General features: G+C 60.7%; 15 protein-coding genes. 9 read left to right on the top strand and 6 right to left on the bottom strand.

The features are described from left to right. The first annotated feature begins 95 nt into the window (after window positions 1-95). Entirely contained in the window at window positions 96-1,238 is a 1,143-nt protein-coding gene (locus tag J2Y39_RS16295) for an MFS transporter (RefSeq protein WP_041476639.1), read from the top strand. Between the two features lie 87 nt (window positions 1,239-1,325). On the opposite strand, the gene J2Y39_RS16300 is transcribed toward J2Y39_RS16295, so the two are convergent. Next, the gene (locus J2Y39_RS16300) at window positions 1,326-2,894 is read right to left on the bottom strand and encodes a phospholipase D family protein (RefSeq protein ID WP_150742914.1); all 1,569 of its coding nucleotides are present in this window, start codon (window positions 2,892-2,894) and stop codon (window positions 1,326-1,328) included. A 61-nt stretch (window positions 2,895-2,955) separates the two neighbouring features. Next, entirely contained in the window at window positions 2,956-4,377 is a 1,422-nt protein-coding gene (locus tag J2Y39_RS16305; RefSeq protein ID WP_041476641.1) for a PLP-dependent aminotransferase family protein, read from the bottom strand. Window positions 4,378-4,552: 175 nt separating this feature from the next. On the opposite strand from J2Y39_RS16305, the gene J2Y39_RS16310 reads away from it, so the two are divergent. Further along, complete coding sequence (locus J2Y39_RS16310) at window positions 4,553-4,795, top strand: DUF1127 domain-containing protein (protein WP_150637114.1); 243 nt, start codon at window positions 4,553-4,555, stop codon at window positions 4,793-4,795. A 47-nt stretch (window positions 4,796-4,842) separates the two neighbouring features. Here J2Y39_RS16310 and J2Y39_RS16315 read toward each other — a convergent pair whose 3' ends face one another. Then, a complete protein-coding gene (locus tag J2Y39_RS16315) occupies window positions 4,843-6,153 on the bottom strand; it encodes an FAD-binding oxidoreductase (RefSeq protein ID WP_310218761.1) in 1,311 nt (436 codons plus the stop codon). Between the two features lie 146 nt (window positions 6,154-6,299). Here J2Y39_RS16315 and J2Y39_RS16320 point away from each other — a divergent pair, with 146 nt between their 5' ends. Beyond that, entirely contained in the window at window positions 6,300-6,653 is a 354-nt protein-coding gene (locus J2Y39_RS16320; protein ID WP_041476668.1) for a YkgJ family cysteine cluster protein, read from the top strand. A gap of 120 nt (window positions 6,654-6,773) precedes the next feature. Here J2Y39_RS16320 and J2Y39_RS16325 read toward each other — a convergent pair whose 3' ends face one another. Next, a complete protein-coding gene (locus tag J2Y39_RS16325; RefSeq protein ID WP_010465173.1) occupies window positions 6,774-7,262 on the bottom strand; it encodes an Lrp/AsnC ligand binding domain-containing protein in 489 nt (162 codons plus the stop codon). A 153-nt stretch (window positions 7,263-7,415) separates the two neighbouring features. Here J2Y39_RS16325 and dadA point away from each other — a divergent pair, with 153 nt between their 5' ends. The 6 genes from dadA (at window position 7,416) to J2Y39_RS16355 (ending at window position 13,537) form a co-directional block, all read left to right on the top strand. After that, window positions 7,416-8,720 (top strand): D-amino acid dehydrogenase, encoded by a 1,305-nt coding sequence (gene dadA / locus J2Y39_RS16330; RefSeq protein WP_056791607.1) that lies wholly within the window; start codon window positions 7,416-7,418, stop codon window positions 8,718-8,720. Further along, on the top strand, window positions 8,692-9,045 hold the full coding sequence (locus J2Y39_RS16335; protein WP_041476645.1) for a RidA family protein: 354 nt from the start codon (window positions 8,692-8,694) through the stop codon (window positions 9,043-9,045). The genes dadA and J2Y39_RS16335 overlap by 29 nt, the downstream gene beginning before the upstream one ends. A 93-nt stretch (window positions 9,046-9,138) precedes the next feature. Further along, complete coding sequence (gene alr / locus J2Y39_RS16340; RefSeq protein ID WP_252877104.1) at window positions 9,139-10,212, top strand: alanine racemase; 1,074 nt, start codon at window positions 9,139-9,141, stop codon at window positions 10,210-10,212. Window positions 10,213-10,300: 88 nt separating this feature from the next. Beyond that, window positions 10,301-10,849: a cupin domain-containing protein gene (locus J2Y39_RS16345; protein WP_016772566.1), complete on the top strand. Its 549-nt coding sequence runs from the start codon at window positions 10,301-10,303 to the stop codon at window positions 10,847-10,849. Between the two features lie 181 nt (window positions 10,850-11,030). Continuing rightward, entirely contained in the window at window positions 11,031-11,444 is a 414-nt protein-coding gene (locus tag J2Y39_RS16350) for a cytochrome c5 family protein (protein ID WP_039757383.1), read from the top strand. Window positions 11,445-11,614: 170 nt separating this feature from the next. Then, on the top strand, window positions 11,615-13,537 hold the full coding sequence (locus tag J2Y39_RS16355) for an acetyl-CoA hydrolase/transferase C-terminal domain-containing protein (protein ID WP_310218767.1): 1,923 nt from the start codon (window positions 11,615-11,617) through the stop codon (window positions 13,535-13,537). Between the two features lie 131 nt (window positions 13,538-13,668). On the opposite strand, the gene J2Y39_RS16360 is transcribed toward J2Y39_RS16355, so the two are convergent. Both J2Y39_RS16360 and rep read right to left on the bottom strand, forming a co-directional pair. Then, entirely contained in the window at window positions 13,669-14,241 is a 573-nt protein-coding gene (locus tag J2Y39_RS16360) for a xanthine phosphoribosyltransferase (protein WP_016772573.1), read from the bottom strand. Window positions 14,242-14,298: 57 nt separating this feature from the next. After that, window positions 14,299-16,308 (bottom strand): DNA helicase Rep, encoded by a 2,010-nt coding sequence (gene rep, locus J2Y39_RS16365; RefSeq protein ID WP_016772574.1) that lies wholly within the window; start codon window positions 16,306-16,308, stop codon window positions 14,299-14,301. Window positions 16,309-16,546 lie beyond the last annotated feature (238 nt).

Here is a 16,546-nt window from a genome sequence, read left to right on the forward strand (position 1 = left end):
TGCGCGACCCAACGGGGATAAATCCCCTCGCCACAGGGGCTCGCTCCCACAGTGATTTTGTGGTGCATATAAAAATATCCACAGGAGCGTGGAACATGCGGTGGGCGACGTATTTCGCCGTGTTGGCGTCTGTCTTGAGTGTCGGTCTGGCCCTGGGGGTCAGCATGCCGCTGGTGTCGTTGCGTCTGGAGGGCTGGGGCTACGGCTCGTTCGCCATCGGTGTGATGGCAGCCATGCCGGCAATCGGCGTGCTGCTCGGGGCGAAGGTCTCCAGCCATCTCGCTGCGTATTTCGGCACGGCGAACCTGATGCGCCTGTGCCTGTGGGCCGGGGCATTGTCGATCGGCCTGCTGGCGCTGCTGCCGAGTTATCCGATCTGGTTGCTGCTGCGGTTGCTGATCGGTGTGATTCTGACCATCGTGTTCATTCTTGGCGAGAGCTGGATCAATCAGCTGGTGGTCGAGCAGTGGCGCGGGCGTCTGGTGGCGCTGTATGGCAGCAGCTATGCGCTGAGCCAGCTGTCCGGTCCGTTGCTGCTGGGTGCGCTGGGTACCGAGCATGATTACGGTTTCTGGGTCGGGGCCGGTCTGCTGACGCTCTCGCCTTTCCTGCTGCTGGGGCGCAGCGGCGCGCCGAGCAGCGAGGCCAACAGCGTCACGTTTGGTGATCTGTGGGGCTTCGCCCGTGAGCTGCCGGCGATTGCCTGGGCGGTGTCATTGTTCGCCGCGTTCGAGGCGATGATCCTGACGCTGCTGCCGGTGTACTGTCTGCAACAGGGGTTCACCGCCGAAATCGCGCTGGCCATGGTCAGCACCGTGGTGGTCGGCGATGCGCTGCTGCAATTACCGATCGGCGCGTTGGCCGATTACCTGTCGCGGCGCACGCTGTTTGCCGGGTGCGCGGTAGTGTTAATGCTGTCGAGTCTGGCCATTCCAATGCTGCTCGACACGCTGCTGATCTGGCCGCTTTGGGTGCTGTTCGGCGCCAGTGCTGGCGGCTTGTTTACCCTGTCGCTGATTCTGATTGGCGAGCGTTATCGTGACGATGCGCTGGTGCGCGCCAATGCGCATATTGCCCAGTTGTGGGGTGTCGGTTGTCTGGTCGGGCCATTGGCGGCGGGGGCGGGGAGTCAGTGGATCAACGGGCATGCGTTGCCACTGTTGATGGCGGCGGGGGCTTTCGGGTTGGTTATCCTGTTGTTGCGCCAGGGCGCCTTCGGCAAAATCCAGACTGCTTGAGATCAAAAGATCGCAGCCTTCGGCAGCTCTTACAGGGCAAACGCATTTCCAACTGTAGGAGCTGCCGAAGGCTGCGATCTTTGCTTTTTACAGCATCCGCTCCAGGCCGACGCTGGTGCTGAACCATGAGTTGAAGCGCCGCCACCAGCTCCCCGGCTCCTTGGTCAGGGTGTGCATCTGGCCGTTGTCTTCGGTGACCCAGACGACCTTGCCGTCCTCGAGTTTCGCCTGATAACTCAAGGTCGGCGCCATGCCTTGCAGTGCCAGTGCGCGCACATGCTCGGCCAGTTCCGGGCTGTCGACCAGGACGCCGACTTCGGTGTTCCACAGCACCGAGCGCGGGTCGAAATTGAACGAACCGATAAACGATTTGCGTCGATCAAAGATCATCGCCTTGCTGTGCAGGCTGGAATCCGAGCCGCGAAACGACTTGCTGTAGAACACGCGTGGCCCGCTGCCGTAGTTATCCCCAGGCTGGCGGCGCAACTCATAGAGTTTCACTCCGTGTTCAAGCAACGCCTTGCGATAGGGCGCGTAACCGCCATGCACCGCCGGCACGTCGGTAGCCTCCAGCGAATTGGTCAGCAGACTCACTGAGACCCCGGCATCGGCGCGCCCGGTCAGATAGACCAGCCCTGGCTGACCCGGCACGAAGTAGGCGGAAATCATGATCAGCTCTTTGCTGACGCCGGTCAGTTCCGGCGCCAGTTGTGTGGTCAGCAGCAGATGCGGATCGGGTTCGCCCTTGGACAGGACCTTGCTCGGCGCATCCCACAGCGCCTGGTTCCAGGCCCAGATCAGCTCTTTGCGCCAGATGTCCATGCGCGGGTCGGTAGTGAATTTCATCAACTGTTGATAGAGCGCGTGGTTCTGCTTGCGGGTTTCTTCCAGCGATTCTTCCAGGCGCGTGCGCGTGTTTTGCAGGTCGACGGCGGTCGGTTGGCTGGAGAGGAATTCGTCGATCGGCTTGCTCAGCGCGCTGTTCCAGTACTGGTCGAAACTGTGCCCGAGCTGCTCGGCCACCGGGCCGATGCTGAGCATGTCGATGTCGGTGAAATTCAGGTTGGCTTCGGCGTCGAAATATTCATCGCCCAGATTGCGCCCGCCGACGATGGCTGCGCTGTTGTCCGCCAGCCACAACTTGTTGTGCATGCGCCGATGCTGCACGGACAGATTGAACAGTCGCCCGGCCGCGCGTGTTACGCCGGTGCTGCGCCCCAGGTGCAACGGATTGAACAAACGAATCTGGATCTGCGGATGTGCCGCAAGGGTCGCGATGATCTGGTCGAGGCCGTCGCTGGTGGTGTCGTCGAGCAGGATGCGCACGCGCACGCCACGGTCGGCCGCCTTCAACACTTCCTCCACCAGCATCCGCGTGCTGATGCCGTCGTGGACGATGTAGTACTGCAAATCGAGGCTGACCTGCGCATGACGAATCAGCTCGGCGCGGGCGGTAAAGGCCTCGCCACTGTCCGAGAGCAGGCGAAACCCCGACTGCCCTTTGTAGGGCGCGGCCTGAGCCTGAATCGAACGGCCGAAGCTGGAGTCCGACGCCGGCAGGGCCTGGCTTGGTTCGCGCGGCACATCAAGGCTGGCGCAGCCGCTGAGGAACGAGGCGAGTATCAGTAAAGCGAGTAGGGGCTGTCTGAAGCTCACGTAGGGTCGTTCCGGTTGGCGGCTGAGGTCGGCAATTTGGACGCCGGGCGCGCAAAAAAGGTCAGTCGGTCTCGGCGAGTAATTTGATTGCCGCAGCGCCGACCTTGCGCACCGCTTCTTCGATTTGCGCTGTTGGTTTGGCAGCGTAGTTCATCCGCAAACAATTGCGGTACTTGCCCGAAGCGGAAAAGATGCTGCCGACGGCAATCTGTACGCCCTGATCGTGCAGCGCGCGATTCAGTTTCAGCGTGTCGAAACCTTCCGGCAGCTCCACCCAGAGCATGAAGCTGCCCTGCGGGCGACTGGCGCGGGTGCCGGCCGGGAAATAGCGCGTCACCCAGTCGATCATCGCGTCACGATTGCGTTGGTACTGCATGCGCATACGCCGCAAGTGCGGCTCGAAATGGCCGGCCTTGATGAATTCGGCGATGGCGATCTGCGGTTGTGGCGCGGTGGAGCCGGTGCTGATGTATTTCATGTGCAGCACTCGCTCCAGATATCGGCCCGGCGCCACCCAGCCGATGCGCAGCCCTGGCGCCAGGGTCTTGGAGAACGAGCTGCAGAGCAACACGCGGCCGTCTTCGTCGAAGGATTTGATCGTACGCGGGCGCGGGTAGGTATAGGCCAGCTCGCCATACACATCATCTTCGATGATCGCCACGTCGAAACGCTGGGCGAGCGTCAACAACGCGCGTTTGCGCGACTCGGGCATGACGTAGCCGAGCGGGTTGTTGCAGTTTGGGGTGAGCTGAATGGCTTTGATCGGCCACTGCTCCAGCGCCAGCTCCAGGGCGTCGAGGCTGATCCCGGTGAGCGGATCGGTGGGAATCTCCAGGGCTTTCATGCCCAGGCCTTTGAGGGTTTGCATGGCGCCGTGGAAACTCGGCGAGTCCACCGCGACGATGTCACCCGGCTCGCAGATCGCATGGATGCTGGTGGACAGCGCTTCGTGGCAGCCAGTGGTGATCACCAGATCGCTGGCGCTCAACTGGCAGCCGGAATCGAGCATCAGCCGTGCGATCTGTTCGCGCAGTTCGAGGTTGCCGTGGATGTTGTCGTAATACAGACCAGGCATGTCCTGCCGGCGACTGATTCGCGCCAGTCCGCGCAGCAGCGGCTTCATGGTCGGCGAGCCGACATCGGGCATGCCCCGACCCAATTGCACGACGTCCTTGCGCGGTACGGCGCGAATGAGTTCCAGCACCTGATCCCATTGCGAAATCTCTACCGGCCGTTGCGCGGGGCGGCCTACTGCGGGCAGCTCCGGCAATTCGCGTCCTACGGGGACAAAATAGCCGGACTTGGGTTTTGGCGTGGCCAGACCGCTGTCTTCAAGCACGCGATACGCCTGCTGCACCGTGCTCAGACTGACTCCGTGTTCGACGCTCAAGGCACGCACCGACGGCAAGCGGTCGCCGGGACGATAGAAGCCTTGTTCGATGCGGGTGCCGAGCAATTCGGCGAGGTTTACATACAGAGTCATGGTGGCCTCGGTGCGTCTTGGTGAAAACCAGTACAGATGCGGCAAAAATCAATCATTCAGTCGGCGAATCGGCAAATCTGTATGGATTTAATACTGGTTCTTTGAGTCTGTAATGGTTTTGCTCGCCCGCGCATCATGGAATCTCTGGCTACCCAAGTAAACAGGAGCAACGAAAATGAACGGCTTGAGCGATGTGCGGCTGACGTTACACAGTCAGGAACTGGCGGCAGGGCAAAAGGACAACGCGCGCAATCTGCTGCGTAATGCGCCGTCCGGCCTCAGTCGCTGGGAGCTGTTCTGGCATCGTCTGCACACGCGCAAGGCATTGCTCGGCCTGACACCGGAGCAGCTCAAGGATGTCGGGTTGACGCGGGAGCAGGCAAGGGAGGAGGGGTTGAAGCCGTTTTGGCGGATATGAATACCACAGATCGTTCCCACGCTCTGCGTGGGAACGATCCTGATTCGTCAGACCAACTCTTTCAGCCGATGCCACAACATCCCCAACGCCAACAACGGTGAGCGCAAGTGCTTGCCGCCGGGGAAGGTGATGTGCGGCACCTGGGCGAACAGATCAAAGCCGCCGCCATGCTGCCCGCTGATCGCCTCGGCCAGCAGCTTGCCGGCCAAGTGCGTGGCATTCACCCCATGCCCGGAATAGGCCTGGGCGTAATACACATTCGGCTGGTCGACGAGCCGGCCAATCTGCGGCAAGCGGTTGGCACCGATGCCGATCATTCCGCCCCACTGATAATCGATTTTCACCTCGGCCAGTTGCGGGAACACTTCAAGCATCTTCGGTTTCATATAGGCGCCGATGTCTTTCGGATCGCGCCCTGAATAATGGCAGGCGCCACCAAACAACAAACGTCGATCCGCCGAGAGCCGGTAGTAATCGAGCGCCACCCGCTGGTCGCAGACCGCCATGTTCTGCGGCAGCAGGTTGTGCGCCTGCTCTGCGCTCAGCGGTTCGGTGGCGATGATGTAGCTGCCGGCGGGCAGGACCTTGCCGCTCAGTTGCGGGTTGAGGTCATGGAGATAGGCATTGCAGCCCAGCACCAGAGTCTTCGCCCGCACCGAGCCTAGCGCGGTGTGCAGCTTCACTTCGGGGCCGTAATCGATGCGCGTCACTGCCGATTGCTCGAACAATTGCACGCCCAGTTGCTGCGCCGCTGCCGCTTCGCCCAGCGCCAGATTCAGCGGGTGCAGATGCCCGGAGCCCATGTCGATCAAGCCGCCGACATAGCGTTTGGAGCCGACCACAGTGTGCATTTCACTGGCCCGCAACAGACGGGTTTCGTAGCGATAACCCAGGCTGCGGAGTTCTTCGGCATCTTCGGCGAAACCGTCTAGATCGGAAGGTTTGTTGGCAAGATCGCAGTAGCCCCAGGTCAGGTCGCAGGCAATGCCGAAACGCTCAACGCGCCGACGGACAATCTCCACCGCTTCCAGGCCCATGAGTTTCATCTCGCGCACGCCCTCGGCACCGATGACATTGGCGAACTGGTCAAGGCCGTGACCGACACCGCGAATCAACTGCCCGCCGTTGCGACCGCTGGCGCCCCAGCCGATCCGGTGCGCTTCCAGCAACACTACGCTGAAACCGCGTTCGGCCAGTTCCAGCGCCGTGTTCAACCCGGAAAAGCCACCGCCGACCACGCAGACATCCGCCACCACCTCGCCTTGCAGCACGGGATGGTCAGGCTGCTGCAGGCTGCTGGCGGCGTAATAAGAGGCAACGTGGGGTTGGCTCGCGGTGGTCGGGGCGCGGGCGGTCATGGGCATCATCCAACGGCTGAGTGTCGAGAAAATTTGACGGAGCATAAGCCGCGCGCCCGAACGTGGGCAACATCGGTCGGCCTGCGGTGTCTGGATCCGGACTTTTGCGGCACAATCATCAGCCCGCCACTTTGGTCACCGTTTCGATGAGCTGCAACAGTCAGAAAATCCGCACCCTGCGTCAGCAGATCCCCACGTTCGACTGCGTGCCGGGCTGCCACGACTGCTGCGGCCCGGTGACCACGTCGCCCGAGGAAATGGCCCGGCTGCCGCGCAAATCCCGCGCCGAGCAGGATGCCGCGCTGGAAGAACTCAACTGTGTGCACCTGGGGCCGAATGGCTGCACGGTGTATGAAGAGCGGCCGCTGATCTGTCGATTGTTTGGTACGACCAAGACCCTGCCGTGCCCGAACGAGCGGCGGCCGGTGGAGTTGATACATCCACGGGTCGAGAAGCAGATTTTCGAGTACATGGCGGCGAATCGGCAGGTGTTGGTGTAAGCGATCGTTCCCACGCTCTGCGTGGGAATGCCTCTTCGGACGCTCCGCGTTCGGCCTTTGGGACGCAGAGCGTCCCGGGCTGCATTCCCACGCAGAGCGTGGGAACGATCATTGCGGTGATCAGTCCGGAATCGGCAGGCAAAGGCTCTCTTTCACCTCTTCCATGACGATATAGCTCTTCGATTCACGCACATGTGGCAGCTTCAACAGAATGTCGCCGAGCAGTTTGCGGTACGAGGCCATCTCGGAAATCCGCGCCTTCACCAAATAGTCGAAATCTCCTGAGACCAAATGGCACTCCAGCACATGGGGCAGCTTCAGCACCGCGCGTCTGAATTCTTCGAATGTGTCGCCGGATTTGTAGTCGAGGCTGATCTCGACAAACACCAGCAAGCTACCCTTCAAGTGCTGCGGATTGAGCCGGGCGTTGTAGCCCATGATGATCCCCTCGCGCTCCAGGCGCCGCACGCGCTCGGTGCAGGGCGTGGTCGAGAGACCGACCTTTTCCCCGAGTTCGGTAAAGGAAATCCGCCCGTCCGCCTGGAGGATGCGCAGGATGTTGCGGTCGATCTTGTCCAGCTCACGTTTGGTCTGAGTGTTGGTACGCATAGGGGATGCGCCTCCGTGAAAAGGGTTTTTGCCGAGAATTGTCGCCAAATATAGGCGCTTATATAGTGAAAAGCACTGGCATTTCTTTTTTACACTGCGCCCATCATTGCTCTAACAAACAGTTCGGCGAAAAGCCGCGATGAGGGATTGAAAATGCGCGTCATGGTCTTGGGTAGCGGCGTCATCGGTACCGCCAGTGCTTACTATCTGGCCCGTGCCGGGTTTGAAGTGGTGGTGGTCGACCGGCAGCCTGCTGCGGCCATGGAGACCAGTTTCGCCAACGCCGGCCAGGTCTCGCCGGGTTACGCCTCGCCCTGGGCCGCGCCGGGCGTGCCGCTCAAGGCCATCAAGTGGTTGCTGCAACGCCATGCGCCATTGGCGATCAAGGCCACCGCTGATATCGACCAATACCTGTGGATGGCGCAAATGCTGCGCAACTGCACCGCCAGCCGTTACGCGGTGAACAAGGAGCGCATGGTGCGTCTGTCCGAGTACAGCCGCGACTGCCTCGATGAATTGCGCGCCGAAACCGGTATCGCCTACGAAGGCCGCAGCCTCGGCACCACGCAGTTGTTCCGCACCCAGGCGCAACTGGATAACGCCGCCAAAGACATCGCCGTGCTGAAAGAATCCGGCGTGCCCTTTGAAGTCCTCGACCGCGCCGGCATTGCCCGCGTCGAACCGGCTCTGGCAGGCGTAACTGACATTCTCGCTGGCGCGCTGCGTCTGCCCAATGACCAGACCGGCGACTGCCAGATCTTCACCACCCGTCTCGCCGAAATGGCGCGCAAGCTCGGTGTGGAATTCCGTTTCGGCCAGGACATCCAGAGGCTCGATTACGCCGGTGACCGCATCAACGGTGTGTGGATCGACGGCAAGCTGGAAACTGCGGATCGCTACGTACTGGCGCTGGGCAGCTACTCGCCGCAGTTGCTCAAGCCGCTGGGCATCAAGGCCCCGGTGTATCCGCTCAAGGGCTACTCGCTGACCGTGCCGATCACCAATCCGGACATGGCGCCGACCTCGACCATTCTCGACGAGACCTACAAGGTCGCGATCACCCGCTTCGACAACCGCATCCGCGTCGGCGGCATGGCCGAGATCGCCGGTTTTGACCTGTCGCTGAACCCGCGTCGGCGCGAAACCCTGGAGATGATCGTCAACGACCTTTATCCTCAGGGCGGCAATCTGGCCGAAGCGAGTTTCTGGACCGGCCTGCGTCCGACCACGCCGGACGGTACGCCGATCGTTGGCGCCACGCCGTTCAAGAACCTGTTCCTCAACACCGGTCACGGTACGCTCGGCTGGACCATGGCCTGCGGTTCCGGCCGTTTGCTCGCCGACCTGATGGCGAAGAAAAAGCCGCAGATCAGCGCCGAAGGCCTCGATATTTCCCGTTACGGCAACCAGACCCAGGAGTCCGCAAAACATGTCAATCCAGCGCCAGCTCACCAATGAGCGCATGAGTCAGATCGTCAGCCACAATGGCACCGTGTATCTGGCCGGGCAGGTCGGCGACGACTTTGACGCCGGAATTGAACAGCAGACCCGCGAGGTGCTCGCCAATATCGAGCGCCTGCTCGATCTGGCCGGGACGGACAAGCAGCATCTGTTGTCGGCGACGATCTACCTGAACGACATTGAAGCGCACTTCGCCGGGATGAACGCGGTGTGGGACCAGTGGCTGCCAAAAGGCGCCGCACCGGCCCGTGCCACCGTCGAAGCGAAGATGGCCAAGCCAAGCATTCTGGTGGAGATATCCATCGTCGCCGCGCTGCCATAACGTTTTACAGATCCCTCTCCCGGTGCTGTTGGCGGTTCACGTCGTCAGTCAGCGCCGGTTTTTCTTCCCATGACCGCCCAGAAGTCTGCCGCCATGCGTCCTGCCCGTGCCCTGATCGACCTCCAAGCCCTGCGCCACAACTACCGAATTGCCCGCGAAGTCACCGGCGCCAAGGCGCTCGCCGTGATCAAGGCGGACGCCTACGGCCATGGCGCGGTACGTTGCGCCCAAGCGCTGGAAGCCGAAGCGGATGGTTTTGCCGTGGCCTGCATCGAAGAAGCATTGGAGCTGCGTGCTGCCGGAATTCGCGCGCCGGTACTGCTGCTGGAAGGCTTCTTCGAAGCCGATGAGCTGGCGTTGATCGTCGAGCATGATTTCTGGTGCGTGGTGCATTCGCTGTGGCAGCTCGAAGCGATCGAACAGGCAGTCCTGAGCAAACCGATCACGGTGTGGCTCAAGCTCGATTCCGGCATGCATCGCGTCGGCCTGCATCCGAAAGATTATCCAGCGGCCTATCAGCGTCTGCTGGCCAGCGGCAAGGTGGCGAAAATCGTGCTTATGAGCCACTTCGCCCGCGCCGATGAACTGCATGCGCAAAGCAGCGCCGAGCAGGTCGCGGTGTTCGAAGCGGCGCGTCAGGGTCTGGCGGCGGAAGTCAGCCTGCGCAACTCGCCAGCCGTGCTCGGTTGGCCAGAAATCCAAAGCGACTGGGTACGCCCGGGCATCATGCTCTACGGCGCGACCCCCTTCGAAGAAGTCAACGCCGTGGCCGAACGCCTGCAACCGGTGATGACCCTCGAATCGAAAGTCATCAGCGTGCGTGAATTGCCGGCCGGCGAACCGATCGGTTATGGCGCCAGATTCATCACCGACAAGCCGATGCGCATCGGCGTGGTCGCCATGGGTTACGCCGACGGTTACCCGCGTCAGGCGCCGACCGGCACGCCGGTGCTGGTGGCCGGCAAACTCAGCCGCCTGCTGGGGCGTGTGTCGATGGACATGCTCTGCATCGACCTGACCGACATACCGGAAGCGGGCCTCGGTTCCAACGTCGAACTGTGGGGCAAAAACATCCTCGCCAGCGATGTGGCGAAGTGGGCCGATACCATCCCGTATCAGATCTTCTGCAACCTGAAACGTGTGCCAAGGCTCTATTCCGAGGGTTGACGCCGCTGCGGGGGCCAAGTGTTGTAAATACTGAACGCTGTCGCCATGATAACGCTCAATATTCTTACAACATCAGGAGGCTCCCGCCTTGGACGTCGGTGAACGACTGCAATCGATCCGCAAGCTCAAAGGGCTTTCCCAGCGTGAACTCGCCAAACGCGCGGGCGTCACCAACAGCACCATTTCGATGATCGAAAAGAACAGCGTCAGCCCATCGATCAGTTCGCTGAGAAAGGTGCTCGGCGGCATTCCCATGTCGATGGTCGAGTTCTTTTCCGAAGAGATCCTGCAGGACCAGCCGACCCAGATCGTCTACAAGGCCAATGAGCTGATCGACATCTCCGACGGCGCCGTGACCATGAAACTGGTCGGCCGCGCCCACCCGAGCCGCGCCATCGCCTTCCTCAACGAAATCTATCCGCCGGGCGCCGACACTGGCGAAGAAATGCTCACCCACGAGGGCGAGGAAACCGGAATTCTGGTCGAAGGCCGCCTCGAACTGGTGGTGGGTCTGGAAACTTTTATCCTCGAAGCCGGCGACAGCTACTATTTTGAAAGTACCAAGCCGCATCGTTTCCGTAACCCGTTCGACGTGCCGGCGCGACTAATCAGCGCAGCCACGCCGGCGAATTTCTAAGCAGAGGGCGCCAGGCCAATATGGCAAAGGCCCCCGAACCGTTTTACCGATGGGCAACAAGACCCCTCTAACCATGGGGTTGTTTCAGTACAGCGGCCTACCCGCTATACTTGCGCCCGCCTGCGAACCGTGGCCGCAGGCGTGAATAGCCACCATTGAGGGTGAACGCGTGAACCTAATTATGAAAATGCTGGCTGCACCAGCAACCGTACTGGCCCTCTGGGCTGTCAGCGCTCAAGCTGCGACAAATGACGACATCGCCAAACGCCTCGAGCCCGTCGGCCAGGTGTGTGTTCAAGGGCAGGAATGCAAGGGTATGGAAGTGGCTGCTACCGCTGGCGGTGGCGGGGGAGCAAAGGCCCCTAAAGACGTGATCGCCAAGCACTGCAACGCTTGTCACGGCACGGGCCTGCTCGGCGCGCCGAAGATCGGCGACAAGGCAGCCTGGAAGGAACGGGCCGATCATCAGGGTGGTCTGGACGGCATCCTCGCCAAGGCCATCACCGGCATCAACGCCATGCCGCCAAAAGGCACCTGCGCCGATTGCTCCGATGAAGAGCTCAAGGGCGCGATCAAAGAGATGTCCGGTCTGTAATCAGCGCCGGCTTTGAAAAAAAACCGTCTTCGGACGGTTTTTTTGTGTCTGTGGTTTCTGGTTTCCGATTCATTCAGGCCCTGATCCCTCCAAACCAAACACTGTCCTTTGCAGCAAACTCAAGGCAATCTCGGTCTACCCCTATCAACAGAACGGGCGGGAGGCTTCAGATGGTGCAGTTGTGTTCGATCGAACAGGCGGTGGACGATGTGCTGGCGCGTTTGCCTGCGCACATCCACATGGGCCTGCCGCTGGGGTTGGGCAAGCCGAATCACTTCGTTAACGCGCTATACCGGCGCATCAAGGAGCTGCCCGAGCGGCAGCTGACGATCTATACCGCGCTGTGCCTCGGTCGGCCGAATCTGGGCGATGGCTTGCAGAAGCGCTTTATCGAGCCCTTTGTAGAGCGGGTGTTTGGTGATTATCCGGAGTTTGATTTTCTCGCCGATCTGCAGCGCGACAGTCTGCCCGCCAACATCCGTATCCAGCAGTTTTTCATGCAGCCTGGCAGTCTGCTCAACAGCGCGCCGGCGCAGCAGGATTACGTCAGCAGTAATTACAGCCATGCCGCCCGCGACATCAATGCGGCGGGCCTGAACCTTGTGGCGCAACTGCTGGCCAGCAACAGTGAGCATCCCGATCGTCTGAGTCTGAGCTGCAACCCGGACATCACCCTCGACCTGTTGCCGATGATCGCCAAGCGCCGCGAGGCGGGGGAGACCATTGTGCTGGTCGGCCAGGTCCATACGGATCTGCCGTACATGCCCGGCGATGCGGAAGTCGATATCGACACGTTTGATCTGCTGATCGACGAAAAGGACAGCAGCACGCTGTTTTCCACGCCGAATATGCCGGTGGGCTTTCAGGATCATTTCATTGGTTTGCACGCCAGTGCGCTGGTGCGCGATGGCGGCACGTTGCAGATTGGCATCGGTTCGATGGGTGATGCCCTGACCGCCGCGTTGCTTGCCCGTCAGGCCGATAACGCCGGTTATCAGGCGTTGCTCGATGACATCAACCTCAGCCAATGGGCGCAATTGATTCAGCGCGAGGGCGGCACCGCGCCATTTGCCAAAGGCCTCTACGGTTGCAGCGAGATGTTCGTCAACGGGCTGCTGGTTTTGGCGGATGCCGGGATCATCCGGCGCAAGGTCTATCCGGATGTGCCGACCCAAGAGCAGGCCAACGCCGGCAGCCTAGATGAAGCGGCACAGCCTGACGGTATCTCGGTGCACGGCGGCTTCTTCCTTGGCCCGCGCAGTTTCTATGAGCGGCTGCGCGAGTTGCCGCAAAGCAAGCTGCTGGAATTCAACATGACCCGTATCAGCTACATCAACGAGCTGTACGGCCAGGAAGAGCTCAAGCGCTTGCAGCGCATCGATGCGCGCTTCATCAACACCGTGTTCACCATGACTCTGCTCGGCGCCGGCGTGGCTGATCAATTGGCAGACGGACGCGTGCTCAGCGGTGTCGGTGGGCAGTACAACTTTGTTGCTCAGGGCCACGCACTGGAAGGCGCGAGATCGATGTTGATCCTGCGCAGCTGGCGCGAGTCCGGCGGCGAGGTCAATTCCAATATCGTCTGGGACTACGGCCACTGCACGATCCCGCGGCACCTGCGCGACATCGTCGTCACCGAGTACGGCATCGCCGACCTGCGCGGTAAGTCCGACGCGGCGGTGATTGAAGCGCTGCTCAATATCAGCGATTCGCGCTTCCAGCCGGGGCTGATCGAACAGGCGCAGAAAGTCGGCAAGCTGCCAAAGGATTTCCGTATCGATCCACGGTTTGCCGATAACACACCGCAACGCTTGCAGGCGATTGCCGCGCGACATCCGAACCTGTTTCCGGAGTATCCGCTGGGCTGTGATTTCACTGTGATCGAACGGGATCTGCTGCGGGCGCTGAACTGGCTGAAGAGCAAGTTCAAGCTGACGGAGATTCTGGAATTGGGCAAGGCAGCGCTGGATGCGCCGGAGGCCTCAACGTTCCCGGAACACCTTGAGCGGATGCAGCTGACCAATCCGGAGGGCCTGAAGGAGGACCTTTTCCAACGCCTGCTGCTCACAGGCCTCAAAGCTACCGCGCAATAACTGCCCACACCAGAACCCACTGTGGGAGCGAGCCTGCTCGCGAAAGCGGTGTGTCATTCACTCAACAGGGTGACTGACACAATGCATTCGCGAGCAGGCTCGCTCCCACAGGGGAAACTCGGTGCCGCTGGTTACTCGATGAAGGTAACGACGCCATCCTTCAGCGATTGCACCCGGGCCAGGGACTCAACGCGGTAGCCCTGCGAGTCCAGTTCGGCGCGGCCGCCCTGGAACGACTTCTCGATGACGATGCCCAGACCGGCAACGGTGGCGCCGGCCTGTTTGATGATCGAGATCAGCGCTTGCGAGGCCTTACCGTTGGCCAGGAAGTCGTCGATGATCAGCACGCGGTCGCTGCTGGTCAGGTGGCGCGGGGAAATGGCCACGGTGCTTTCGGTCTTCTTGGTGAACGAGTAGACGGTCGCCGAGAGCAGGTTTTCAGTCAGGGTCAGCGACTGTTGCTTGCGGGCGAAGATCACCGGCACGCCGAGGTTCAGACCGGTCATGATCGCCGGGGCGATGCCCGAAGCTTCGATGGTGACGATCTTGGTGATCCCGGAATCCTTGAAGAGCGCGGCGAATTCGTCACCGATCAGCTTCATCAGGGCCGGGTCGATCTGGTGGTTCAGGAAAGCGTCGACTTTCAGGACCTGATCGGAAAGCACGATGCCTTCTTCGCGGATTTTTTTGTGCAGTGCTTCCACAACAGCTTCCTCTGTTGGCGCGATGGGCGCCGAAGGTAGATTAAAAAGTAGTCGATTCTAGCGCTTTAACATCGCGCGTATATCGGCCAATGCGCTATTGCCACGCACGGCTTTGACTTCAGTCGGGGTGTCGTCGTTGCCTTCCCAAGCCAGATCGTCCGGCGGCAGTTCATCGAGGAAGCGGCTCGGCGCGCAGTCGATGATTTCGCCGTACTGCTTGCGCTTGGCTGCGAAGGTGAAGGCCAGGGTCTGGCGGGCGCGGGTGATGCCCACGTAGGCCAGGCGACGCTCTTCTTCGATGGTGTCGGCTTCGATGCTGGAACGGTGCGGGAGGATTTCCTCTTCCATGCCCATGATGAACACGTAAGGAAATTCCAGCCCTTTGGACGCATGCAGCGTCATCATCTGCACACCTTCGGCACCGTCCTCTTCTTCCTGCTGGCGCTCAAGCATGTCACGCAGCACCAGTTTGCCGATGGCGTCCTCGACGGTCATTTCGCCGTCTTCGTCTTTCTCGAGGGTGTTTTTCAACGCCTCGATCAGGAACCAGACGTTGCCCATGCGGTAGTCCGCCGCCTTGTCGCTGGAGCTGTTGGTGCGCAGCCAGTTCTCGTAATCGATGTCCATGACCATGCTGCGCAGCGCAGAGATCGGATCTTCGCCGGCGCACTGCTCGCGGACCTTGTCCATGAAGCGCTTGAAGCGCGCCAGGCGATCGGTGAAGCGGCTGTCCAGGTGCTCGCCCAGGCCAATTTCGTCGGTGGCGGCGTACATCGAGATCTTGCGTTCGGTGGCGTAGTTGCCGAGCTTTTCCAGGGTGGTCGAGCCGATCTCGCGACGCGGCACGTTGATCACGCGCAGGAAGGCGTTGTCGTCATCCGGATTGACGATCAGGCGGAAGTAGGCCATCAGGTCCTTCACTTCCTGACGACCGAAGAAGCTGTTGCCGCCGCTCAGGCGATACGGCACTTGGTGGTGCTGCAGCTTCAATTCGATCAGCTTGGCCTGGTAGTTACCGCGATAGAGAATGGCGAAATCGCTGTACGGGCGGTCGGTGCGCAAGTGCAGGCTGAGGATTTCCATGGCCACGCGCTCGGCTTCGGCGTCCTCGTTGCGGCAGCGGATCACGCGGATCTCGTCGCCGTGGCCCATCTCGCTCCACAACTGTTTTTCGAATTCGTGCGGATTGTTCGAGATCAGCACGTTGGCGCAGCGCAGGATGCGGCTGGTGGAGCGGTAGTTCTGCTCGAGCATGACCACTTTCAAGGACGGGTAGTCGTCCTTGAGCAGCATCAGGTTTTCCGGGCGCGCGCCACGCCAGGCATAGATCGACTGGTCATCGTCGCCCACCACGGTGAACTGGTTGCGCTTGCCGATGAGCATCTTCACCAACAGATACTGACTGGCGTTGGTGTCCTGGTATTCGTCGACGAGCAGGTAACGGACCTTGTTCTGCCACTTTTCGAGAATGTCGGCGTGTTCTTCGAAGAGCTTTACTGGCAGCAGGATCAGGTCATCGAAGTCCACCGCGTTGAACGCCTTGAGCGTGCGCTGGTAGTGGGTGTAGACGATCGCGGCGGTCTGTTCCTTGGGATTGCGCGCGTTTTCCAGGGCCTGGGCGGGCAGGATCAGGTCGTTTTTCCAGGCGCCGATCATGTTCTTGATCTCGTCGACGCCGTCGTCGCCCGCGTATTCCTTCTGCATGATGTCGGTCATCAGGGCTTTGACGTCGGTCTCGTCGAAGATCGAGAAACCGGGTTTGTAGCCCAGCCGCGCATGCTCCTTGCGGATGATGTTCAGGCCCAGGTTGTGGAAGGTGCAGACGGTCAGGCCACGCCCTTCGCCGGCACGCAACAGGGTGCCGACCCGCTCTTTCATTTCGCGCGCGGCCTTGTTGGTAAAGGTCATGGCGACGATGTACTGGGCGCGGATGCCGCAGTTCTGGATCAGGTGCGCGATCTTGCGCGTGATCACGCTGGTCTTGCCGGAGCCAGCACCGGCGAGCACCAATAGAGGGCCGCCGACGTAGTTCACGGCTTCTTGCTGCCGGGGATTGAGTCGGGACATACGAAAATTCGGGAGTCGTTGACGAAATGGGCCGGCATTTTAACAGGCTCAGCGATTTGTGCTGCTCTGTCCGACTTGTGACGCAACACGCGATTCAAATTTGCCGGTTTTGTTACTTTCACGCAGGATACGCGGGGATTTTGCGGCTAATGTTCTCATTCGTGACACAAAATAACGTTTCGATGCCGTTGTCATCAGACAACGCATTGGTCATTGTTCAGCACACCGGCATAATGCC

The organism is Pseudomonas sp. 2957 (genome assembly GCF_031456345.1).
GTDB classification, from domain to species: Bacteria; Pseudomonadota; Gammaproteobacteria; order Pseudomonadales; family Pseudomonadaceae; genus Aquipseudomonas; species Aquipseudomonas siliginis.

Excerpts from the sequence above, each read along its gene's own strand:
- J2Y39_RS16295 (WP_041476639.1), top strand. The coding sequence starts at position 96 with ATGCGGTGGGCGACGTATTTCGCCGTGTTGGCGTCTGTCTTGAGTGTC.
- J2Y39_RS16305 (WP_041476641.1), bottom strand. The coding sequence starts at position 4,377 with ATGACTCTGTATGTAAACCTCGCCGAATTGCTCGGCACCCGCATCGAA.
- J2Y39_RS16310 (WP_150637114.1), top strand. The coding sequence starts at position 4,553 with ATGAACGGCTTGAGCGATGTGCGGCTGACGTTACACAGTCAGGAACTG.
- J2Y39_RS16315 (WP_310218761.1), bottom strand. The coding sequence starts at position 6,153 with ATGACCGCCCGCGCCCCGACCACCGCGAGCCAACCCCACGTTGCCTCT.
- J2Y39_RS16320 (WP_041476668.1), top strand. The coding sequence starts at position 6,300 with ATGAGCTGCAACAGTCAGAAAATCCGCACCCTGCGTCAGCAGATCCCC.
- J2Y39_RS16325 (WP_010465173.1), bottom strand. The coding sequence starts at position 7,262 with ATGCGTACCAACACTCAGACCAAACGTGAGCTGGACAAGATCGACCGC.
- dadA (WP_056791607.1), top strand. The coding sequence starts at position 7,416 with ATGCGCGTCATGGTCTTGGGTAGCGGCGTCATCGGTACCGCCAGTGCT.
- J2Y39_RS16335 (WP_041476645.1), top strand. The coding sequence starts at position 8,692 with ATGTCAATCCAGCGCCAGCTCACCAATGAGCGCATGAGTCAGATCGTC.
- alr (WP_252877104.1), top strand. The coding sequence starts at position 9,139 with ATGCGTCCTGCCCGTGCCCTGATCGACCTCCAAGCCCTGCGCCACAAC.
- J2Y39_RS16350 (WP_039757383.1), top strand. The coding sequence starts at position 11,031 with ATGAAAATGCTGGCTGCACCAGCAACCGTACTGGCCCTCTGGGCTGTC.
- J2Y39_RS16355 (WP_310218767.1), top strand. The coding sequence starts at position 11,615 with ATGGTGCAGTTGTGTTCGATCGAACAGGCGGTGGACGATGTGCTGGCG.
- rep (WP_016772574.1), bottom strand. The coding sequence starts at position 16,308 with ATGTCCCGACTCAATCCCCGGCAGCAAGAAGCCGTGAACTACGTCGGC.